The organism is Butyrivibrio sp. FC2001 (assembly GCF_000424125.1).
GTDB lineage: Bacteria > Bacillota > Clostridia > Lachnospirales > Lachnospiraceae > Butyrivibrio.
In genome coordinates this window covers 337988-360221 of sequence record NZ_KE384132.1, presented here as the reverse complement: position 1 = coordinate 360221, position 22234 = coordinate 337988, and the positions used below count along the sequence as shown (strand labels likewise).

General features: G+C 42.0%; 20 protein-coding genes. All 20 read right to left on the bottom strand.

Annotation, left to right across the window (positions count from 1 at the left end; all coding sequences use genetic code 11):
* Positions 1 to 64 precede the first annotated feature (64 nt).
* A complete protein-coding gene (locus tag G601_RS0115235; protein ID WP_026490632.1) occupies positions 65 to 1096 on the bottom strand; it encodes a branched-chain amino acid aminotransferase in 1032 nt (343 codons plus the stop codon).
* A 182-nt stretch (positions 1097 to 1278) separates the two neighbouring features.
* A complete protein-coding gene (locus G601_RS23600) occupies positions 1279 to 2754 on the bottom strand; it encodes an AI-2E family transporter (RefSeq protein WP_051205902.1) in 1476 nt (491 codons plus the stop codon).
* Between the two features lie 85 nt (positions 2755 to 2839).
* Complete coding sequence (locus G601_RS0115225) at positions 2840 to 3658, bottom strand: Mrp/NBP35 family ATP-binding protein (RefSeq protein ID WP_026490630.1); 819 nt, start codon at positions 3656 to 3658, stop codon at positions 2840 to 2842.
* A gap of 53 nt (positions 3659 to 3711) precedes the next feature.
* Complete coding sequence (locus G601_RS23595; RefSeq protein ID WP_051205901.1) at positions 3712 to 4725, bottom strand: glycosyltransferase family 2 protein; 1014 nt, start codon at positions 4723 to 4725, stop codon at positions 3712 to 3714.
* Positions 4715 to 5203, bottom strand: a complete 489-nt coding sequence (gene leuD / locus G601_RS0115215) for a 3-isopropylmalate dehydratase small subunit (RefSeq protein ID WP_026490629.1) — start codon at positions 5201 to 5203, stop codon at positions 4715 to 4717. The genes G601_RS23595 and leuD overlap by 11 nt, the downstream gene beginning before the upstream one ends.
* Positions 5204 to 5233: 30 nt before the next feature.
* Positions 5234 to 6499, bottom strand: coding sequence for a 3-isopropylmalate dehydratase large subunit (leuC, locus tag G601_RS0115210; RefSeq protein WP_026665874.1), 1266 nt, complete (start codon positions 6497 to 6499; stop codon positions 5234 to 5236).
* A gap of 79 nt (positions 6500 to 6578) precedes the next feature.
* Positions 6579 to 9029: a YfhO family protein gene (locus tag G601_RS0115205; protein WP_026665873.1), complete on the bottom strand. Its 2451-nt coding sequence runs from the start codon at positions 9027 to 9029 to the stop codon at positions 6579 to 6581.
* A gap of 67 nt (positions 9030 to 9096) precedes the next feature.
* Positions 9097 to 10125, bottom strand: coding sequence for a ketol-acid reductoisomerase (ilvC, locus tag G601_RS0115200; RefSeq protein WP_026490626.1), 1029 nt, complete (start codon positions 10123 to 10125; stop codon positions 9097 to 9099).
* A 93-nt stretch (positions 10126 to 10218) separates the two neighbouring features.
* Entirely contained in the window at positions 10219 to 10734 is a 516-nt protein-coding gene (ilvN, locus tag G601_RS0115195) for an acetolactate synthase small subunit (RefSeq protein WP_026490625.1), read from the bottom strand.
* Between the two features lie 161 nt (positions 10735 to 10895).
* The gene (ilvN, locus tag G601_RS0115190) at positions 10896 to 11384 is read right to left on the bottom strand and encodes an acetolactate synthase small subunit (RefSeq protein WP_026665872.1); all 489 of its coding nucleotides are present in this window, start codon (positions 11382 to 11384) and stop codon (positions 10896 to 10898) included.
* 13 nt (positions 11385 to 11397) lie between these two features.
* Positions 11398 to 13032, bottom strand: a complete 1635-nt coding sequence (gene ilvB / locus G601_RS0115185; RefSeq protein ID WP_026490623.1) for a biosynthetic-type acetolactate synthase large subunit — start codon at positions 13030 to 13032, stop codon at positions 11398 to 11400.
* Between the two features lie 46 nt (positions 13033 to 13078).
* On the bottom strand, positions 13079 to 15649 hold the full coding sequence (locus G601_RS0115180; protein WP_026665871.1) for a homocysteine S-methyltransferase family protein: 2571 nt from the start codon (positions 15647 to 15649) through the stop codon (positions 13079 to 13081).
* Between the two features lie 29 nt (positions 15650 to 15678).
* Positions 15679 to 16764, bottom strand: a complete 1086-nt coding sequence (locus G601_RS0115175; protein WP_026665870.1) for an acyltransferase family protein — start codon at positions 16762 to 16764, stop codon at positions 15679 to 15681.
* 40 nt (positions 16765 to 16804) lie between these two features.
* Positions 16805 to 17230: an ATP synthase F1 subunit epsilon gene (atpC, locus tag G601_RS0115170; RefSeq protein ID WP_026490620.1), complete on the bottom strand. Its 426-nt coding sequence runs from the start codon at positions 17228 to 17230 to the stop codon at positions 16805 to 16807.
* A gap of 40 nt (positions 17231 to 17270) precedes the next feature.
* Positions 17271 to 18680 carry a F0F1 ATP synthase subunit beta gene (gene atpD, locus G601_RS0115165; RefSeq protein ID WP_026665869.1) on the bottom strand — a complete coding sequence of 470 codons (1410 nt, stop codon included), beginning with the start codon at positions 18678 to 18680 and terminating at the stop codon, positions 17271 to 17273.
* Between the two features lie 13 nt (positions 18681 to 18693).
* The gene (gene atpG / locus G601_RS0115160; RefSeq protein ID WP_026665868.1) at positions 18694 to 19626 is read right to left on the bottom strand and encodes an ATP synthase F1 subunit gamma; all 933 of its coding nucleotides are present in this window, start codon (positions 19624 to 19626) and stop codon (positions 18694 to 18696) included.
* A gap of 11 nt (positions 19627 to 19637) precedes the next feature.
* Positions 19638 to 21149 (bottom strand): F0F1 ATP synthase subunit alpha, encoded by a 1512-nt coding sequence (gene atpA / locus G601_RS23590; protein WP_242834431.1) that lies wholly within the window; start codon positions 21147 to 21149, stop codon positions 19638 to 19640.
* Positions 21146 to 21436, bottom strand: a complete 291-nt coding sequence (locus tag G601_RS25820; protein WP_035790825.1) for a F0F1 ATP synthase subunit delta — start codon at positions 21434 to 21436, stop codon at positions 21146 to 21148. The genes atpA and G601_RS25820 overlap by 4 nt, the downstream gene beginning before the upstream one ends.
* A gap of 23 nt (positions 21437 to 21459) precedes the next feature.
* On the bottom strand, positions 21460 to 21951 hold the full coding sequence (locus G601_RS0115145) for an ATP synthase F0 subunit B (RefSeq protein WP_026665867.1): 492 nt from the start codon (positions 21949 to 21951) through the stop codon (positions 21460 to 21462).
* Between the two features lie 39 nt (positions 21952 to 21990).
* A complete protein-coding gene (gene atpE / locus G601_RS0115140) occupies positions 21991 to 22209 on the bottom strand; it encodes an ATP synthase F0 subunit C (protein WP_026490616.1) in 219 nt (72 codons plus the stop codon).
* Positions 22210 to 22234: the final 25 nt, after the last annotated feature.

The following is a 22234-nucleotide window of genomic DNA, read 5'->3' as shown; positions in this document are numbered from 1 at the left end:
GCAGTTCCTTTTTATATAATAAGCCCCGACATAAAGCCGGGGCAGAAATTCAAAATATAAGATTTTATTTGATAACGTGTACCCATCCTTCAGGAGCTTCAATCTCACCCATCTGGATTCCTGTGAGAGTGTCATAGAGTTTCTTAAGTACAGGTCCCATCTCATCCATACCGGACTCGAAGCAGATTTCTTTGCCGTGATCATTGATCTTACCAACAGGGCTGATAACTGCAGCTGTTCCGCAAAGACCCATCTCCTTAAAGTTCTGTACTTCATCAAGTCTTACAGGTCTCTCTTCTACGCTAAGTCCAAGGTAATCCTTTGCAACCTGAACGATAGATCTTCTTGTTATTGAAGGAAGGATTGAATCTGTAAATGACTTGGGAACTACAAGGTTGCCGTCAGCATCTACAAATATAATATTTGCTCCGCCTGTCTCCTCGATGTATGTTCTGCTCTGAGCATCGAGATATACGTTCTCGGCAAAGCCCTCTTCGTGAGCTGTTACAATTGCATGAAGGCTCATTGCGTAGTTAAGGCCGGCCTTGATATTACCTGTTCCGTTCGGTGCTGCTCTGTCAAAATCACTTACCTTTACAACGATGGGCTTAGCGCCACCCTTGAAGTAAGGTCCTACGGGAGTTACGAAGATTCTGAACTGATACTCATCAGCAGGCTTAACTCCGATAACGTTACCTGTAGCAAACATTACAGGTCTGATGTATAAGGTTGCTCCGCTTCCGAAAGGAGGAACCCAGTCCACATTAGCCTTTACAACTTCGTCAACAGCCTTGATAAATCTATCAGCAGGGAAAGCAGGCATCTCAAGACGTCCTGCTGACTGCTCCATTCTGTCTGCGTTGAGGTCAGGTCTGAAGCACACAATGTGTCCATCCTCTGTCTCATAAGCCTTAAGGCCTTCGAATACTTCCTGTGCATAATGAAGAACGCCTGCGTCTTCACTTAATACAATCTTAGAATCGGTTGTAATGGCGCCGTCATCCCATTTTCCATCCTTGTAGTTGGACACATAACGATAATCCGTTACGTGATAATTAAATCCAATACTTGACCAGTCTAAATTTTTCTTACTCATAATAATTATGCTCCTCCTAATTTTCTGATCAGTTCAGGTATATAAAGTAACGCCCAAGCCGATATGATTTAGCACGTTAAAGTGCCAACTTTTTAAAGATTATTATAATTACATAAAATCAAGTGTCAAGGCGCTAATTTAAGCATTAAATCCGCAGGGTATACATTACAAAATTAATGTCCTTATTTATCATAGTCATCAAGTCCCTGCGTTCCGACCTGCTCCAAAGTCTTCTCCTGTGCGCCTTCCGAATGCTTTTTGCCCTCTTCCTTTTTCACAGTCTCTTCATTATCAGAACCCATATTGGGAAGAACATTCTCGATTATCTTCTTTTTGCTTCTGTAAAATTTAAAGATCCTGCGCCATGTAGATGTATCGTTGTGGACGTAGTACCTGCTGTTATCCGCATTTTCAAGGGTAACTATACCACTATCGTCCATATATGCAGCATCAATATAGGTTGAAGTATCCCTCGGCAGTCTCTTATCGCGAAGTCTGTTCATAGTAATATGCCTTGCCAGAGTATACAGACATGCAAATACCGGCACACCTATAAGCCATCCGATAGGTCCCCAGATGCCGCCAAAGAACATGATCGCAAAAATAACCCAGAAGCTGGACAGACCCGTGGAATTACCGAGTATAACCGGTCCTATAATGTTACCGTCTATCTGCTGAAGGATTACGATAACTATCAGGAATACCAGTGCCTTAAAGGGATTGATCATTATCAGAAGTATAAGTCCAAAGCCTCCGCCCAGGTACGGACCAAAAAACGGGATTATGTTGGTAATACCAACACCAAAGGCCAGAACTATCGGATATGGTATTTTCAATATTTTAAGAACAATAAAGCAGATGATACCAACAATAATGGAATCCACCAGTTTTCCCATTACAAATCCGGTAAAGGTGTAATGAGCATACCTGAATGCACCTATGACCTCATTGGCAAACTCTCTTTTTAAGTATGCATAGCAAATCTTTTTGCCCTGTCCGATAAAAGTTTCCTTTGAATTCAGAACATAAGCAGCAACTACTACGCCGACTATAAGATACAGGAATACCTGGATAATGCTCATCATACTCTTCGAGATCGTCGTTATCATAGTCGAAAGATTAGGAACAACATTATCCTTAAACATATTGTTTATGGTGTCTGAATACTGTTGAAGCAATGTATCCATAACCCTTCTGATCGAAGGATTATCATCCAGATATTTGTCCATGAACCTCTGAAGATTGGTAGCATAAAAAGGGAAATTACGAATAATGTCCCTTATGCTTCTGATCAGCTGAGGAATAAGGATCATCAGCATCGCGTAAAGAACTGCAAAGAAAAGGATCATGGTGAGAGCTACACTTAGCTTTCTCACCTTTTTCCTTTTTTGAAAATACTGGCTTTCTTTAAGATTTACTCCGCCAAGCTTATATAAGGGATAAATCCATTGTTTTTCGATGAAATTCAATACGGGCGTAAGAATATAACCGATTACACATCCAATAATGATTGGAGTAAGGATACCTAAGAATCTGTTTATACCTTTTTCAAGTGAATTCCAATTAAAGATAACATAGTAGATCAGCATGATGGCAAGACTGCATAGGATAACAGATACCATTATACTGAATTGTTTTTTACCCGGTCTCCACTTCATAACCGTATCCCCCGAAAGAATATTATTTTCATGCCATAATATACGTATATATTTATTATATACACCCTGAGCGAATTAGAAAATATTATAATTGCTCAAGTGCATATACAAGGCTATCCATGAAGTCAGGCTCATATTCTTCTATCTTACCTGCGTCGCATTTTGCAGCAAACTCAGGATCAAGCGGAATTCTTGCAAGAACATCAAGTCCGTTAGCTGAAGCATAGGAATCAATCTTGCTCTCACCAAATACATAAATAGGCTTATTGCAGTGAGGACAATTCATATAGCTCATGTTCTCAACAAGACCGATTACAGGAACGTTCATCATCTTAGCCATATTAACAGCCTTTTCAACGATCATGGAAACAAGCTCCTGTGGTGTTGATACAACGATAATCCCATCAACAGGAAGTGACTGGAAAACTGTAAGCGGAACATCACCTGTTCCGGGAGGCATATCTACAAACATGTAGTCCACATCGCCCCAGCAGGCCTCTCCCCAGAACTGCTTAACAACACCTGCGATAACAGGTCCTCTCCAGATAACAGGATCAGTATCGTTATCCATTAAGAGATTGATGGAAACCATCTTGATTCCATTTTCAGATTCTGAAGGAATCATATTACCATTATCGTCTGCATATTTAATCTGCTCAGCACCGAACATTCTCGGAATTGAAGGACCCGTTATATCTGCATCAAGTACAGCTGTGCTGTAGCCCTTTCTATTCATAGCGCAGGCTGAAAGTCCTGTTACAAGACTCTTACCAACTCCGCCCTTTCCGCTGACTACGCCGATAACCTTCTTTACCTTAGAGCCCTTTGCAAGGTCTACCTTAAAAGCTGCCTCGCTCTCCTTTTTAAAATCGGCGGGTGTTTTCTTTTTCTTTTCTTCTGACATTTTAATACCTCAATTTATATATTTTATTCGAGCAAGCTCGATCATAAACATTTTTATTTATCGGATTCTGTTGTCCTGCATATCTTCACATCAACAAGATTTACTTTATCATCCTTATCTCCAAGATACTCACTTATTATGTATCTTGGTCTGTTCTTGGTCTCAAGATAAATCTTACCGATATATTCGCCTATTACACCAAGGGAGATCATCGTAAGACCTCCGATAGCCCATATGGAAAGAACCGTTGTGGTCCATCCGGGAATCGTATTATTGGTAAAATGACGAACCAAAGAATAGATTAAAATGATTATACTCACTGAAAAGATCGTAACTCCAAGACCTGATATTACCCGAATGGGCTTAACGCTAAGTGACGTGATCCCCTCAAATGCAAAGGATAACATCTTCATAAGAGGATACTTACTCTCACCCGCAAAGCGCTCTGATCTCTCATAAAAAACTATATCTGTTTTTAAGCCTATCATCGGAACAATTCCTCTGAGGAACAGATTGACCTCAGTGAACTCTGAGAGCATCTCAAGAGCTGTGCTACTCATAAGTCTGAAATCAGCGTGATTATACACGATGTCAGCTCCCATGTTGTTCATGAGCTTGTAATAGCTCTGTGCTGTACCTCTTTTAAAGGCAGTGTCTGTCTCTCTGCTGCTTCTTACACCAAATACAATCTCAGCACCTTCCTTGTATTTTTGCAGCATCTCGTCTATCGCACCTATGTCGTCCTGAAGGTCAGCATCCATGGATATTGCAACATCACAAACGCTTCTTACAGTCATAAGACCTGCAAGAAGTGCATTCTGATGGCCTCTGTTTCGGGAGAGCTTAACTCCCTGAAACAGAGGATTTTTCTTATGTAATTCATCAATCATTTCCCAGGTCTTATCAGCAGAACCATCATCTACAAACACTGCTCTGCTGTCCCCAGAAATTACACCGTCATTTATGAGCTTTCCAAACTTTTCCTCAAGTCGTCTGGAAGTCTCAGGCAATACTTCCTGTTCGTTATAACAGGGAATAACCATAAAAAGTCTGATATCACTTTGCATTTATATAATTTACCAGTCCTTCACTGTCTATTATTTTCTGCATAAAAGGAGGGAATGCCTGTCCCTGATAGGATTTACCTGTAGTCTCATCAGTGATAACACCTGTATCAAAATTGATGCTGACCACATCACCGGGATTTATTTCCTTTGCGGCTTCCTCACACTCAACAATGGGAAGACCAATGTTTATGCTGTTTCTATAGAAAATTCTGGCAAAGGTCTCTGCTATTACGCAGGAAACACCTGCAGCCTTAATGGCAATAGGTGCATGCTCTCTTGATGAGCCACAGCCAAAATTCTTATTGGCAACAATGATATCACCCTTTTGTACCTTCTGAATGAAGGTCTTATCGATATCCTCCATGCAGTGAGCAGCCAGCTCTGAAGGGTCAGCTGTATTCAAATATCTTGCAGGAATGATAACGTCTGTATCTACGTTGTCACCGAATTTAAAAACATTTCCTCTTGCTTCTTTCATACGCTTATCCTTTCTTTCATATAAAGCCTTTTATAATTCAGAAGGCTGTGAAAGCTTACCTGTTATCGCACTTGCTGCAGCAACAGCCGGAGAAGCAAGATAAATCTCAGAGTCAGTAGCTCCCATTCTGCCTACAAAGTTTCTGTTAGTTGTTGAAACGCATCTCTCTCCTGATGCAAGAATTCCCATATATCCGCCAAGGCAGGGACCACAGGTAGGAGTAGAAACAACCGCGCCTGCTTCAATAAAGATCTTAAGAAGTCCCTCGTCCATAGCCTGCATGTAGATTGCCTGTGTAGCAGGGATAATTATGCATCTCATTCCCTCTGCAACCTTGCGGCCTTTAAGGATCCTGGCAGCCATTCTTATATCATCGATTCTACCATTTGTGCAGGAACCGATAACTACCTGGTCGATCTTAATGTCATCGATATCATCAAAGGTATGAGTGTTCTCGGGAAGATGCGGGAAAGCAACTGTTGACTTAAGTGTAGAAAGGTCAATAGTGTACTCCTCATCATACTCAGCATCGGGATCTGCTTCAAACACCTTGTATTCCTTACCCGGTGCATGCTCCTTAAGATACTCGATTGCCTTTTCATCAACAGGGAAAATACCGTTCTTTCCACCTGCCTCGATAGCCATGTTGGCAATTGTAAATCTGTCATCCATTGAAAGCTCCTTAACGCCTTCGCCTGTAAACTCCATGGATTTATAGAGAGCGCCGTCAACGCCAATCATACCGATAATATGAAGAATTACATCCTTACCGCTTACGTATTCGTTAAGCTTACCTGTAAGATTAAACTTTATAGCTGAAGGAACCTTGAACCACGCCTTACCTGTAGCCATACCTGCAGCCATATCTGTAGAACCAACACCGGTACTGAAGGCACCGAGAGCACCGTAAGTACATGTGTGTGAATCAGCTCCGATTATAAGGTCTCCGGGAACTGTAAGACCTTTTTCAGGTAAAAGAGCATGCTCTATTCCCATCTGACCAACCTCAAAGTAGTTGGTAATGGAATTTCTCTTTGCAAATTCGCGAACGCATTTGCAGTTTTCAGCTGATTTAATATCCTTATTGGGAACAAAATGATCCGGAACAAGTGCGATCTTATCCTTGTTGAAAACGCCCTTGGAATTAAACTTTTCCATTTCTTTTATGGCAACAGGACTTGTAATATCATTACCAAGTACGAGATCAAGATCAGCCTCGATAAGCTGTCCGGCCTTAACCTCTGAAAGTCCTGCATGTGCCGCCAGAATTTTCTGGCTCATTGTCATACCTGCCATTTACAATCACTCCTCACCTTTCTTATAAACATTCACACCATTACATCTTTTGTATATTCACTGAATAAACATACCATATTTAGCGCTTTTTGTAAAAACAAAGAACCAGTAAATAAGCGCTTAAAATCACAATTCCGGCTATGCTCATGACAAGTCCCTGATAAAAACCACCGGGCCTGAAATCAGTCCTTATCTCATGAACTCCTGCGGGAATTTTTACAGCCATCATTCCGTAATCTGCATTTATTATTTCAGTCTTTTTACCATCAACGGTAAGGCTAAAGTCCTTCATGTTCGGAACAGAGAAAAACATCAACTTATCTTCCAAGAGATTACTTGTCATGGCATAAAAGCCCTTTGTATCTGTCTCGAATTTCTGGCAGGCTGTGTCTGCGCGGTCCATGCAGTTGTTTTGAAAAACATCTATAGGAAGCTCATCCGCATAATATGCAGCCGGAAGCTCACTTATAATATCGCTGTACTTATCAGCATCCTCATCGGATAAAACCAGGGCCACAGTGAGCAGGCGGTCCTTTATTTCAGTATCAATTTTCTCCCAGTCAGACTCTCTTATGAAGTAATCATAGGTAAAGCCCATGGGAATATAATTCATATTAAGAAAAATATCTATTCCGTTTTGCGTATCAATCTTAAAGAACCCTTCTATTCCATCGCCACTTTCAAAAAAACCCTCATCGTTTATAAGCGAGTTTTCAAAATAATATTTATTTGAAAGTATCGCTCTTAAACCGATTCGATCCGCAGGAATATTGGTCTCCACCGTCCTCTCAACATCATCTGCACCATATAAAAAATCGAAGGACTCTGAAGGGATGGTACTTATAAAGCTGTGGAGAGATCCATATCCCCAGTACATATCGTAGTTGGTAGCAGTCCTGTCTGTCTCTGTTCTGTAAAACTCAGTATCATCATTAAGAACAGGCGCTGACTGCAGCATCTGCTTCTCCCACTGCTCCTTACCAAAATCATTGATAAGACCGCTTCCGTTTAGAAGCACAATGTGAAGAGATATTATTGATGCTATAGCAGTCATGATAAACAGGATATCCGTTCTCATGACTGGCTTTTTTAAGGTTGCTAATACCTTACCTTTAAAGGGCACCTTTATTTGTCTAATACACTTCGGAACTGCAAACACAGAAACAATCAGCATCACCATCATGATTGCTGTTCCAATGACATCCCTCCAATAGATATGCTCATTAAGGATAAGCTTCATGGTAATAACCTCATCCTGGTCGTTATAGGAAGGAAGCACTGATATGAGAATTATCAGCAAGAACAATCCGCAGGTTATAAGGACTCCCTTTTTTAATTCCTTAGATCCGCCTCGTTCCACTACGCTTGCTGTCATCATGGACATTATGAGAATCGGCATATAAAACCATCTCGCATAATAGCTTTCATTAAATAAAGAAAACGCGGAATTAAGAAAAGGAACAAATGCCATGATAAGGCATATTATGATCAGTCTCTTATAAGCATTCTTCTTTGTCTTATGCATTAAGCAATACGCTATGACTCCGGATAAACCAAACAGTGGAAGGAAAACCGCAAGTGATGCGTTTTTCACAGTATCCGTATAAAATACCGTACCCTTACCGATTATATCCGGTATCATGACCATGCTCTTTATGATATCCCAGAGCATATTCATGCTCTTATAGGACACGGTGTCATAGCCAAGGATAACCTTAGAAATCCTGCTGTTACCCGATACTCCGAGAATAGCCTGAAGGATGTAGAAGCCTCCGATAAGAACGCCCAGGGTTCCTCCCGCTAAGGAGCGCATAAACATCCTGAGTATCTGTCTCGTCCTGTTTCCCGGAACGTAGCATACAACAAAGTAGATGATCAGAAATACCACTTCTCCAAAGAAGAAATAGTAATTTATAACCGCCATAAGGGTTGTCATCAGCGTAAAGAATACAAACTTCCTTCCGCCCGGAATAAAGAACCAGTGATCCTTGTGATGATCAACCTCCATCAGCAGCTCAAAGGACAATAAATACAAAGGGAAAAAGGCAACTGCATCCGTAAAATGGTTAAATACAATATTGCAGGCGTTGAAGCCTGAAAATGCATACAGAAGTGCACCGATCATTGCAGAATCATCGCGCACTACTTTTCTTCGGATATAAACGTATGCAGTCATTGAGCACACACCGTATTTAAGTGCCATCAAAAATGGCATCATATACGGAATTGCTTCCTCAGGAAATGGAACAGTCAGCCAGAAAAACGGACTTCCCAGAAGATAAAATGAAAAGCTTCCTATGAGTGAGCCTCCAAAATCCATGTTCCATAGATATAAAAGGTTCCCACTTCTTATAGCTCTGTGAGCAACAGTATAGAAAGGAATCTGTTGAACATTGTAATCCCCATAATAGAAAAACGGCATGCCTCTGGCTATAAATAAAGGCAAAACCGCTACCATATACATAGTAAAGGAAAGAACCAGAAGAGAAAGCACTCTTCTTCTCACAGGCTTCTTACTGTAATATTCCATAATCCCCAAAATGAGCTGCCGCTAAGCGGCAGCTCCCCTTTTCCTAATTATAATAAGTTCATCGTAATTAGTTATTGATAAGCTTATCACTTTCGTTGTTCCAGCTGTAAAGCTTTCTGATCTCAGCACCAACCTGCTCAGCGGGATGCTCAGCTGCAAGCTTTCTCATAGCCTGGAAGTGTACCTGTCCGCCTGCCTCGCTCATATCAAGGAGGAATTCCTTAGCGAAGGTTCCATCCTGAATATCAGAAAGGATCTTCTTCATTGTCTTCTTTGTTTCCTCTGTTACAAGCTTAGGACCTGTGATGTAATCACCATACTCAGCAGTGTTGGAGATTGAATATCTCATTCCTGCAAAGCCTGACTGATAGATAAGGTCAACGATAAGCTTCATCTCGTGTACACACTCGAAGTATGCATTTCTCGGATCATAGCCAGCCTCAACAAGTGTCTCAAAGCCTGCCTGCATAAGTGCGCAAACACCGCCGCAAAGTACAGCCTGCTCACCAAAGAGGTCTGTCTCTGTCTCTGTTCTGAATGTGGTCTCAAGAATACCAGCTCTTGCACCACCAATACCAGCACCATAAGCAAGTGCCTTATCAAGTGCCTTACCTGTAGCATCCTGATATACAGCTACAAGACAAGGTGTTCCTTTACCAGCCTGATACTCAGATCTTACTGTGTGGCCGGGAGCCTTGGGAGCGATCATTGTAACATCGACATCCTTCGGGGGCTGGATAAGACCGAAGTGAATATTGAAACCATGAGCGAACATAAGCATGTTGCCTGCCTCAAGGTTGGGCTCGATGTCTTCCTTGTACATCTTAGCCTGCTTCTCATCGTTAATAAGAATCATAATCACATCTGCGAGCTTAGCAGCTTCCGCTGTATTATAAACCTTAAGTCCCTGTGCCTCAGCCTTAGCCTTGCTCTTTGAGCCCTCATAAAGTCCTACGATAACGTTGCATCCGGACTCCTTAAGGTTAAGTGCGTGAGCGTGTCCCTGGGAACCATAACCGATAATAGCAATTGTCTTACCCTCTAAAAGTGAAAGATTACAATCTTCCTGATAGAAAATACGTGCATCCTGTGACATGTTTCTTACCTCCGTAAATATGTGTTTTAATATATAGCTGCGAAAATTTATAATTTTCGAAGTTAACTGTAGTTAGCTGCAGTCATTGCTGCATTACATATTCTCAAGCTCCTCGATAGAGATTACCTTATCGGTACCTCTTCCAAGACCTGCTATACCTGTTCTTGCAAGCTCGAGAATCTCCTTGCCCTCAAGCATCTTCAAAAGTGCATCCACCTTTGACTGATTACCAGTGATCTCGATGATGAGAGACTCCGGTGTAACATCGATGATATTTGCTCTGAAAATATTAGCTATAGTGATAAGGCTGTCTCTCTCCTTCTCACCTGCGCGAACCTTTACAAGAGCAAGCTCTCTGTAAACACTCTCCTCGGGCTCAAGCTCATGAATGTCCCTGACGTCTATCAGCTTACTGAGCTGCTTCTCAATCTGATCAAGGATCACATCATCGCCCGATGTAACAATTGTAATTCTGGTATAATTAGGATCTGCTGTAGTTCCGGCAGTGATACTCTCGATATTGTAGCCTCGTCTTGCGAAAAGACCTGAGATTCTGGTGAGAACACCGGATGTATTATCTACAAGCAGCTGAAAAACTTTTCTCTTCATGCTCCTCCCATAAAATAACTTAAAAGTTACTGTTAAATATGGATTATATGCGCTTTTATGCGCAAAGTCAACGAAATACTTTATAAATTTAAAACTTTAAAGGGATAAATTATTGATATATTTTACCAAATACTTACTTGATGTTTTTTAATGTGAAAGTCTTACTTCTCTCCCTCACTGCATTTCGTAAGCGCAACCGTTCCTGTTCTTGCCATTTCAACTATGGAAACAGTTCTGAGCATTTCAATAAAAACTTCTACCCTTTCAGGGGTATCACAGATCTGAATGATCATCATATTTTTACTCATATCAACGATATGAGCCTTCATGATGTCACAGTTTTCCATGATATCTCTTCTGTTTTCGCGGTTATACCTTACCTTTATAAGGGTGAGCTCACGACAGATACTCATGCTCTCCTTAAAGGTCTTAACCTTTATGACATCAAGCTTCTTGTTGAGCTGCTTTTCAATCTGCTCGATTGTGCGCTCATCGCCGCTTGATACGATCGTCATGCATGATACGTCCTTGGAGTTGGTCTCACCAACAACCAGGGAATCAATATTAAAATTACGTCTGGAAAACAGTCCGGCCACCTTAGAGAGTACGCCGGCATGGTTTTCAACAAGAACTGAGTAAATTCTTTTCATAGTTCCTCCTGCATTACTTTGCCAAATCCATAGGGTCTACAACCACTTCACAAAGCACACACTCATCTGTATTCATAAGTTCTTCAATAAGCTTATCCGCTTCCGCCTTGGAAGATGCGCGAAGATACTTCATGTCATAAGCTTCAGCTATCTTATCAAGCTTAGGAGTGTTATGAAGTACGACCATGTTATATCTGTCATTTAATGCATAGTGCTGATACTCACGAACCATGCCAAGATATCCGTTGTTGAACACGATAAGTGATACATTCATGCCGTACTGACGCAGGGTTGAGAGTTCCATCATGGACATCTGGAATGCTCCGTCACCCATTACAGCAACTACCTTTTTCTTCGGAGCTGCGTATTTTGCGCCAAAGGCAGCAGGTATCGAGTAGCCCATGGTTCCCATTCCGCCGGAGGTAAGGAATCTTCCCTCGCGAACAAGATGCCATCTGCAGGACCATATCTGATTCTGACCTACATCTGCAATGTAGATTGCATCATTAGGAAGTGCTCTTGATAAGCTTTCTATAAAGTCCTTGGGATCCACATACTTTTCAGTATCGATAACAGGTCTTTTTTCCAGCATCTCACTCTTATATTTATTAAGAGTATTTATCCATTCTTTTCTCTCGTGGATAAGATCTTCCTCATCCTCGAAATCATTTATCTTCTTGAAAATATGCTTAATATCACCAACAAGAGGAATCGTAGGCCCTACGTTTTTACCGATTTCAGCAGGATCTACATCAATATGGATAAGAACCTTATTCTCTGTAATAAGGTCAGGTCTGTTCACAGCTCTGTCAGCAACTCTTGCGCCTACCATAAGAAGAAGGTCTGATTCATTGAGGGCTCTGTTAGCACAGGGACGTCCGTTATTGCCGACCATTCCAAAGTAGTAGGGATCTTCAGCGGCCATGACACCTATTCCCATCATTGTGGATACAACAGGGATGCAGTTGTCCTTAACAAATTTTCTTATCTCGTGTACAGCATCTGATAAATGAACACCACCACCAACACAGATAATAGGTCTCTTTGCCTTAGCAACTTCCTTAACGACCTTCTTTATCTGCACAGCATTACCCTCGATTGTAGGCTTGTAGGTTCTCATGTTTACCTTTTCAGGATATGAGAATTTAGAGATCATCTGCTGTTGAACATCTATCGGGATATCAATGAGTACAGGGCCTTTACGTCCTGTACTTGCAATATGAAAAGCCTCCTTGAATATCCTTGGAATATCATTAACATCACGGATCAGGTAGCTGTACTTAACAAAGGATTCAGCAGCACCAGTAATGTCAGCCTCCTGGAAAACATCACTTCCTATAAGCTCACTATTAACCTGACCGGTAATACAAACAAGCGGAATGCTGTCTGCATAAGCAGTAGCAATACCTGTTATAAGGTTAGTAGCACCTGGGCCACTGGTAACGGCACAGACGCCAACCTTTCCACTGATTCTCGCATATCCGCTGGCCATATGAGCAGCGTTCTGCTCGGTTCTTACAAGTATCTGCTTTATAGGCAATTCGCCGAGCGCATCATAAAAGGGAGCTATAGCCACCCCTGAATAACCATAAACAACTTCAACATTTTCAGTCTGCAAACATTTCACAATAGCCTGAGCACCATTCATAATGTATGCCTCCATAAATAACTTTTATAATATTATATCAAAAATGTTATGTATTTTCGATAATCTTTCTAACCACCACAACGCAGTTAGCTGCATCGGAGGAATAGCCATCAGCACCTATTTCCCATGCGTAATCCTCGGTTACCACCGCACCGCCTATAAGAATTTTTGCATTGCAGCTTTTCTCTTTTGCAAGCTTAACTACATTCTTCATCTCCTGCATTGTTGTAGTCATAAGTGCAGAGAGACAGATTATCTTTGCATTTTCAGAAAGTGCTGTGTCTACAATCTTCTCACTTGGTACATCCTTACCAAGGTCAATCACATTAAAGCCATGGTTCTTAAGCATAAGAGCCACAAGGTTTTTACCTATATCGTGGATATCGCCGTGTACAGTGGCAATAACAATGGTGTCCTTATCCTTTGCTCCCTCTTCGTCTCCTTCGTTAAGAAGGGGCTCCAGCCTGGCGATACTGAGCTTCATGGCTTCAGCACTTGCTATAAGCTGAGGAAGGAAGTATTTTCCTTTATCAAAAAGATTTCCAACCTCATTTATGGCAGGCATCAGGTATTCATTCAAAATTACCTTAGGCTCGCAGCCTGCAGCTACGGCGTCAAGGGTATCCTTTTCAATGGTACGCTTTGAACCCTTCATTACATCGGTTCTGACCTTATTATAGAACTCCGTTTTTTCATCAACAGGCTCACTGTTACCCTGAGCAGCGTCCTTTGTTTTTTCTTTATTTCCTTCGGCATTTGCCAGAGCACTGCCCGCTGCTGAATTTTCAGCCACAAGCTTTTGTCCCTTGGGAACGCTCACAACCTGGACATTCATGCCATCATATCTGTCCATTCTCTCGATATAGCGAAGATCTGCCTCCTCCTTATGTCTCAATAAGTCAGATGCAAATGCGCTGTTAACAAGAAGCTCCTGGGAGGGATTGCATATAGCCATGGTAAGACCGTTGGCAATGGCCATGGTCAGAAATGCTGTGTTAATAAAAGCTCTCTGAGGAAGTCCAAAGGATATATTGGAAAGACCGCAGATTGTAGCAAGTCCGTTTTCCTTACAGTAGCTTATTGTAGAAAGGGTCTCCAGGGCTGCATTCGGGTTAGCTCCGATTGTAGCAACAAGTCCGTCTACGACTATATCTTCTTTTCTGAGACCGTGTGCATAAGCCTTCTCACAAAGAGCATCGATAAACTCATGCTTTTCCTCAAGGCTTCCGGGAAGTCCCTTGGGTCCAACAGGAAGTGCTATAAACATAGCACCGTATTTTTTTGCAAGAGGTAAAAATCTCTCAGCCTTATCCTTTTCCAGTGAGATGGAGTTAATAAGAGCGCGGCCCGGGTACTTTCTAAGAGCCATCTCCATGGTGCTCTCATCACTGGTATCTATACATAGAGGAAGTGAAGTCAGAGGAATGATCTCATCGAGAACATCGCTCATCATCTGCTTCTCATCAATTCCGCTCATACCTACATTGACATCAAGAATTGCGGCTCCGTCATCCTCCTGCTGTGATACAAAGTCGCAGACCATATCGAGCTTACCCTCGCGGAGCTCAGCCTGAAGCTTCTTTTTACCTGTAGGGTTTATTCTCTCTCCAACGATCATGAAGGGATCATCAAGCTTAAAGGCTACGGTTTCTCTCTCACTTGTAAGGAAACGCACGCCGTCCTGTCTTCTTGTGAAGGTAGAGCCATCAGGCTTAGAAAGTGTCTTATCAGCATCAAAAGCTGCAACATACTTATCGTGAATACCTTTGATATAGGAAGGAGTTGTTCCGCAGCATCCTCCGATAATTGAAGCGCCTGCATTTAAGAGCTTCTCCATCTCAGTTACGAAGGTATCACAGTCCATATCGTACTCTGTAGAGCCGTCCTCAGTAACTACAGGAAGTCCTGCATTGGGCTTAGCTATAATCGGAATCGTGGTTACAGAGGCCATATCAGCGATAATATCTACCATATTATCAGGACCTGTTCCACAGTTTGCGCCAACGGCAGCAGCTCCGAGAGATTCCATAACTATGGCAGCAGTCTTTGCATCTGTTCCAAACAGTGTTCTCCCATCACCTTCAAAGGTAAGGGTTACAATAACAGCTATATCAGAGACTTCCTTAGCTGCGATGAGTGCTGCTCTGCACTCCTGAAGACTCATCATGGTTTCTACAACAAGAATATCGCAGCCTGCTTTATCGAGGATCTTTATCTGTTCCTTGTATACCTCGATCAGCTCCTCAAAGTCCAGGTCTCCCATGGGCTTTAGCTGTCTTCCAGTCATGGTGATATCACCTGCTACAAGAGCCTTGGAGCCTGCACTTTCTTTTCCAAGCTCCACAAGCTTTGTATTTATCTCTTCAATTCTGTCTTCCAGTCCGAAGTTCTTTAGCTTGATCCTGTTACCTGTAAATGTAGGCGCATAGATAATGTCACTTCCCGCATCCACATAGCTCTTCTGAAGCTTCTTTATTACTTCAGGGTTCTCCAGGATCCACTCCTCGGTACAGGCACCTGCAGGAAGTCCCTCCTTCATAAGGTTGGTTCCTGTGGCGCCATCCAGAAACATAATCTTTTTTTCTTTGATCAAATCCAAAAATTCTTGTCTAGTCATTTAAATCTCCTGCAAAAACAATATGCTACCTATTTTCTCAAATTCTTATTTGAATTAACAGTGATAAATTTCACCATATAAAGTAGGAGTGATATTAATATTGTAATGATTATCACAAAAATCGGCCTCAAATACATAAAAAGTGTATTTGCGTATGCATAAGGCACTGTCCTGTCGATCACAAAGCCAAAGAAGGAAATTGCAATCACATGAAAGTAATATATATTTGACGAGAGTTTTTCACCTGTAAAGGTCAGATATTTTGCAAGCCTTCCTTTTTCAACATCAGGTCTCTTTTCATGAGTGCTGTACTCAGCATTTAATCCGACTATCAAAAGTCCTACTACCAGGAAAAGAGAACCAAAGTAAACCTCAACGGAACCAAATATCTTATATTCAGCAAATGTGAGAAATACTCCCGTAACAGACAGGGCGCTTCCAAGTGTAAGGGGCTGCTCCAGCTTAAGCGTCACCTCATCCTGCTTCATCCAATAGCCAAGCATCGTAAAGGGAATACCTACAAAGAGCCAGTTTCTTATCACATACCACACGGAAACACTTATTCCAAAAGGTCTTATCGGATAAAACAGCTGCAAAAACTCTCCAAAATATAAGAATAAAATCAGAATGAAGGTAAGTGGCTTTGACAGCGTCTTCATCACAGGAGCAAAAATGTAGCAGAGCCCGTATACATAGATCAGGGCAAACAGATACCACAAATGATCAAACGCGTAGGTAAAGTCATAGATAAACTTGCCGGAATTAAAAAGAATAAGTCTTGAAAACTCAAACAGATTGAATTTTTCATGAAACCAGGCTGCTGCGCCATAGTGCACAGCCATAGCATATATAAAGGAATATACCGTATATACTCCCCATATCTTAAGTGTAATTATGCTCGTCTTTTTCAGCTTTTTTGAAAGGCCCTTTCGAACAAGCGTGATGTCATCATTTTTCTTTGCAAGATAAACACCTGCAATAGCAAAAAACATCGGCACACCAAAGCGTGCCAATGCTTCAAATAAATCCCCGATAACAGAGGGAAATTTACAGTGAATAAGAATTACAAGTATACATGCAACTGCTTTAATCTTATCAAATGTCTTATTTCTCATAAGTTATCCTGTCGTTTTTATTTTTTATGAAACAAACAGATCAGTCTATACCGTAATCAGCAGAGTTTTTAAGTCTGCTTAGAGCTCTGGCCATGGCAGCCTGAGCGCTGTAGTATTCCTTGATGGAATTGTTTTGTCTCATCTCTTCCTCAGCTCTCTCAAGAGCTCTTTGTGCCCTGCTTCTGTCAATATCCTCAGGTTTTTCACAGGTATCAACAAGCACAATAACTCTATTGTTGGCAATCTGCGCTGAGCCGATTCCCACAATAGCTTCTATTTTATCTCCGATAGCATCTCTGATCGTCATCTTACCATTGTATATGGCAAGCACCATCTCCTCGTGATTGGCAAGGATTGCAAACTCACCGTCAATGCAGGGAAGAATGATCTCAGCAGCCCTATCATCAAAGAATACGCCATTTATTGACATAACCTGTAAGCGAAAGGTCTTTCTATCCTGTGGCACTTCGTATCTCCTTAAATCCTAAAGTGTTAAGCTGTGTGCCTTACTGTTCTCCTGCAGCACTTTCAAGCTTCTTCGCTTTTTCTTTTACTTCTTCAATAGTTCCAACGTTGAAGAATGCGCCTTCCGGATAATCATCCATCTTACCCTCGATGATCATCTTAAAGCCCCTTATGGTTTCCTTAAGAGGAACATAAACACCCTTAACACCTGTAAAGTTCTCAGCTACATGGAAAGGCTGAGACAGGAATCTCTGTATCTTACGAGCACGGTAAACAGTAAGCTTATCCTCTTCACCAAGCTCATCCATACCGAGAATAGCAATAATATCCTGAAGCTCCTTGTACTTCTGAAGCATCTCCTGAACCTTGGTTGCAACATAGTAATGCTCTTCACCTACAACGTCTGCTTCAAGGATTCTGCTGGAAGATTCCAAAGGATCAACAGCTGGATAAATACCCTGTTCCACGATCTTACGTGAAAGAACCGTTGTAGCATCAAGGTGAGCAAAGGTTGTTGCAGGGGCGGGGTCAGTAAGGTCATCCGCAGGCACATAAACAGCCTGAACAGATGTAACTGAACCAGCCTTGGTAGAAGCAATTCTCTCCTGAAGCTGACCAAGATCAGTTGCCAGTGTAGGCTGATAACCTACGGCTGAAGGCATACGTCCAAGAAGTGATGAAACCTCTGAACCCGCCTGTACAAATCTGAAAATATTATCAATGAAAAGAAGAACGTCCTGTCTTTCTCTGTCTCTGAAGTATTCAGCCATGGTAAGTCCGGTCTCGGCAACTCGCATTCTTGCTCCCGGAGGCTCATTCATCTGTCCAAAAACAAGTGCTGTCTTTTCAATAACTCCGGACTCCTTCATCTCTGTCCAGAGATCGTTACCCTCGCGGGATCTCTCTCCGACACCTGTGAAAATTGAATATCCGCCGTGCTCTGTTGCGATATTCTGGATAAGCTCCTGAATAAGCACGGTCTTACCAACACCGGCACCTCCGAAAAGACCGATCTTACCACCCTTTGCATAGGGAGCAAGAAGATCGATAACCTTTATACCTGTCTCGAGAATCTCAGCAACAGGACTCATATCCTCAAGCCTCGGAGGATCTCTGTGAATGGACCAGTGCTTTTCACCCTCAAGGTCAGGGCCACCATCAATGGTGTCACCAAGAACATTAAAAAGTCTTCCAAGGTTCTTCCTGCCTACAGGAACACTTATAGGACCACCTGTCTGATAAACGGGCATGTCCTTAGCAAGTCCTTCACTGGCTGTCAGCATAATGCATCTTACGACGTTATCACCGATATGCTGTGCAACCTCCATGACGCCTTTTTTCTCTCCGACCATAACCTTAAGAGAGTCGCTTATGTAGGGCAAATTACCATTTTCAAATAAAACATCCACTACAGGTCCCATTACCTGCAGGATTTTTCCTTCATTACTCATGTCTGTCCTCTTATTATTTTTTCTGCTTTGCAGCTTTAGCTGCCTTAGCTCTCTTAAGAGCCTTGGCGCCACTGGCAACCTCTGTGATCTCCTGTGTTATGGCGGCCTGCCTCTGCCTGTTGTACTGCTTGGTAAGCTCGCCTATCATTGAGGTTGCATTTTTATTGGCATTATCCATTGCCATCATTCGCGAATTCTGCTCCGAGCAGAAGGTCTCAACCAAAGCACCGTAGATAAAGCCGTTTATAAAGTTAGGCACTATGTTATCCAAAATAGCCTTGGGGCTCGGATCAAAGATGAATTCCTCGTTATAAGCATCGATGATTCTATATTTGTTTCTGGCATTTTCAATGATATCAAGAGGAAGAATCTTCTCAATCTTTACTTCACTTGAAAGAGAATTCTTCATTGAAGTATAGACAACATATACCTCATCAATAACGCCATTTTTATAATCATCAATAAGAATCGATCCTATGTCTCTTGCTCTGTCGAGATTGGGATTCTGCGCAGTATACCTGAAGTTCTCCTCGATCTTTAAGCCAAGGGATGTGAAATAATGTCTTCCGAACTCACCTACAACATACAGCTTGTAGTTTACAAGCAGATTGTTCTCTCTTATGTGCTCTTCAGCAAGTCTTACAACATTATGGTTGAAGGCACCGGCAAGTCCCTTATCTGACGTAAGTACAAGATACCCCTTCGCTCTTGTCTTAAAGGGAATATCATCAGTGGTCTTAAGAAAAATATCATCCACATCATCAGGTATATGTCTCGAAACCCTGGCTATCATGGCCTGCAAAGCATAGAAATACGGCTCTGTCTCAGTGAGCTGCTTCTTTGCCTTGCGGAGCTTGTTCGACGAGATCATATACATCGCATTTGTAATTTTCATTGTGTCGCGAATACTTCCGATTCGGTCGCGAATTTCTTTAATATTTGCCACTGAAAATCACCTTAATCTAAAACTAGTTTCTTTCTCTTCTTTTTAAGTTCCTGCTTCAACGCCTCATTGTTGATCTTCTCAAATTCATCTGCACCTTCCAGAATAGCCTTCTTTGTACCATCTGAAAGATCGAGAGATTTTGATATATCCTCAATGATGTCCTTTTTATTATCAGCAAAATATTTAAGAAGCTTTGTCTTATAGTCCTTAACCTGATTAACAGGTACAAAATCAAGCTTTCCTGCGTTTGCGCATACAAGAAGGATTACCTGTTCATGCATCGCATAGGGCTTTCCGAGGGGCTGCTTTAAGAGCTCCATCAGAACACTTCCGTGACGAAGCTGACTCTTGGTAGTCTCATCAAGATCAGAAGCAAACTGTGTGAATACTGCCATCTCTCTGTACTGAGCAAGGTCAATACGAATACTACCCGCAGCCTTTTTCATAGCCTTGGTCTGTGCCGCACTACCTACACGGGATACAGAAAGTCCTACGTTTACGGCAGGTCTCATACCCTCGAAGAACAGATCTGACTCAAGGAAAATCTGACCGTCTGTAATAGAGATAACGTTAGTAGGAATATATGCGGAAACGTCTCCGGCCTGTGTCTCTATGATAGGAAGCGCTGTTATGGAGCCTCCACCCAGATCACTTGATAATTTACTTGATCTCTCAAGAAGTCTTGAGTGCAGATAGAATACGTCGCCGGGATAAGCCTCACGTCCGGGAGATCTCTCAAGAAGAAGTGATAACGCTCTGTATGCCACAGCATGCTTTGAAAGATCATCATATACGATAAGAACATCCTTACCCATGAGCATGAAATACTCTGCCATAGCTGTTCCTGCGTAAGGCGCGATATACTGAAGCGGCGCACTGTCAGATGCTGTTGAAGCAACAATTATGGAATACTCCATGGCACCTGCTTCTCTTAATGTATTTATAAGCTTCGCAATAGTGCTGGCCTTCTGTCCGATTGCAACATAAACACAGATAACATCCTTACCCTTCTGGTTAAGAATGGCATCCATTGCGATAGATGTCTTACCGGTCTGTCTGTCACCGATGATAAGCTCACGCTGTCCTCTTCCGATAGGGAACATGGTATCGATAGAAAGAATACCTGTCTCCATAGGCTCATTTACAGAGCGTCTCTCAACGATACCGGGAGCGGGCTCCTCAACAGGTCTGTAAACATCTGTCTTAATCTCTTCCTTGCCGTCGATAGGGTTACCGAGGGCATCGATTACTCTTCCAATAAAGGCCTCGCCTACAGGAATACCTGCCTGCTTATAGGTGCGGACACATCTGCTTCCCTGACGGATTCCTTCGTCACCACCAAAGAGGATTACACCGATATGGTCATCTCTGATGTCCTGAACCATACCCTTGGTGCCGTCTTCAAAACGAACGATCTCACCATAAAAAGCGTGATCGATACCAACAACATTGGCAATTCCGTCACCGACCCAGATGGTTCTTCCGACTTCTTTTCCTTCAGCCTTAAGGTCAAAACTATTCACCCTGTCTCTGATAATTGAAACAAGGTTTTCAGCACTGGTATTTTGTCTTTTTTAGTAAGCTCAATAAGCTCCTTAAGCTGCCTGGTACGACCTTCATCACTCCAGTCATACTCAAAGTTACCGTAGTTTACTACAAAACCACCGCCAACCTTGGGATCATGAACTATTTCAAGCTCAAGATCGGGATTATTGAACTTTTTGGCAAGTGCCTGCTTAATCTGCTCAGCCTGTGAATCTGATGGCGCAACAGAAGAATAGCGAAGCCTTGCAGTATTTTCGTTTATCATAAATATCAAACCTCTGATATCAATTATTCGCTCTTCTCAATAGCCTCAAAGATAAACTTGTTATAAAGCTCCTTATCAGTCTCCTCGTCATGCTTGGAAACTGCAATCTTGTTAGCTGCATGTACAACAAGATCTGTGAGCTCGGATACATAGGCATCCTTCTCGCGCTGAGCTTCAATCTGAGCGTTATGCTTTGCCTCAACAATTATCTGTTCAGCCTTTTCCTTAGCCTCATTGATAATGCGATCATATTCGTCATAACCGTCCTTCTTGGACTTAGAGATCATCTCATCACATTCCTTGCCGGCTTCCTGAAGCTTCTTGGCATAGCTCTCTTTTAAGTCCTCTGCCTCTTTTTCCTTCTTTACAGCCTCATCGGTAGCGTGCTCGATTTCTTCTCTTCTCTTTTGAAGAACAGCATCAACTCTTTTGAATAATAATAATCTGAACACCACGTACAGAATCAGTAAGTTGATCACTGTCCATACAACGTTCATAATGCTGATATTTAACACAGTAAAGTACTCCTCTCAAAAAATATCAGGTAATAAAAATTACTTAGCAAACAGAATCATGATTGAAACAACGAAACCATAAATAGCGGTAGCCTCAGCAAGAGCACATCCGAGAAGCAAAAGCTTCATGATCTTACCGTCTGCCTCAGGCTGACGGGCAACTGCATCAACCGCCTTCGCTGTAGCCACACCGATACCTATACCTGCACCAATACCTGTAAAAGCTGCAATTGCTGCACCGAGTGCTGTTAAATCCATATATATTTTCCTCCTTAAGTGAATT

Excerpts from the sequence above, each read along its gene's own strand:
- G601_RS0115175 (WP_026665870.1), bottom strand. The coding sequence starts at position 16,764 with ATGAGAAATAAGACATTTGATAAGATTAAAGCAGTTGCATGTATACTT.
- G601_RS0115225 (WP_026490630.1), bottom strand. The coding sequence starts at position 3,658 with ATGTCAGAAGAAAAGAAAAAGAAAACACCCGCCGATTTTAAAAAGGAG.
- G601_RS0115180 (WP_026665871.1), bottom strand. The coding sequence starts at position 15,649 with ATGACTAGACAAGAATTTTTGGATTTGATCAAAGAAAAAAAGATTATG.
- atpD (WP_026665869.1), bottom strand. The coding sequence starts at position 18,680 with ATGAGTAATGAAGGAAAAATCCTGCAGGTAATGGGACCTGTAGTGGAT.
- ilvC (WP_026490626.1), bottom strand. The coding sequence starts at position 10,125 with ATGTCACAGGATGCACGTATTTTCTATCAGGAAGATTGTAATCTTTCA.
- G601_RS0115205 (WP_026665873.1), bottom strand. The coding sequence starts at position 9,029 with ATGGAATATTACAGTAAGAAGCCTGTGAGAAGAAGAGTGCTTTCTCTT.
- G601_RS23600 (WP_051205902.1), bottom strand. The coding sequence starts at position 2,754 with ATGAAGTGGAGACCGGGTAAAAAACAATTCAGTATAATGGTATCTGTT.
- G601_RS23595 (WP_051205901.1), bottom strand. The coding sequence starts at position 4,725 with ATGCAAAGTGATATCAGACTTTTTATGGTTATTCCCTGTTATAACGAA.
- ilvN (WP_026490625.1), bottom strand. The coding sequence starts at position 10,734 with ATGAAGAGAAAAGTTTTTCAGCTGCTTGTAGATAATACATCCGGTGTT.
- G601_RS25820 (WP_035790825.1), bottom strand. The coding sequence starts at position 21,436 with ATGATAAACGAAAATACTGCAAGGCTTCGCTATTCTTCTGTTGCGCCA.
- G601_RS0115235 (WP_026490632.1), bottom strand. The coding sequence starts at position 1,096 with ATGAGTAAGAAAAATTTAGACTGGTCAAGTATTGGATTTAATTATCAC.
- ilvN (WP_026665872.1), bottom strand. The coding sequence starts at position 11,384 with ATGAAAAGAATTTACTCAGTTCTTGTTGAAAACCATGCCGGCGTACTC.
- atpE (WP_026490616.1), bottom strand. The coding sequence starts at position 22,209 with ATGGATTTAACAGCACTCGGTGCAGCAATTGCAGCTTTTACAGGTATT.
- ilvB (WP_026490623.1), bottom strand. The coding sequence starts at position 13,032 with ATGAATGGTGCTCAGGCTATTGTGAAATGTTTGCAGACTGAAAATGTT.
- leuD (WP_026490629.1), bottom strand. The coding sequence starts at position 5,203 with ATGAAAGAAGCAAGAGGAAATGTTTTTAAATTCGGTGACAACGTAGAT.
- leuC (WP_026665874.1), bottom strand. The coding sequence starts at position 6,499 with ATGGCAGGTATGACAATGAGCCAGAAAATTCTGGCGGCACATGCAGGA.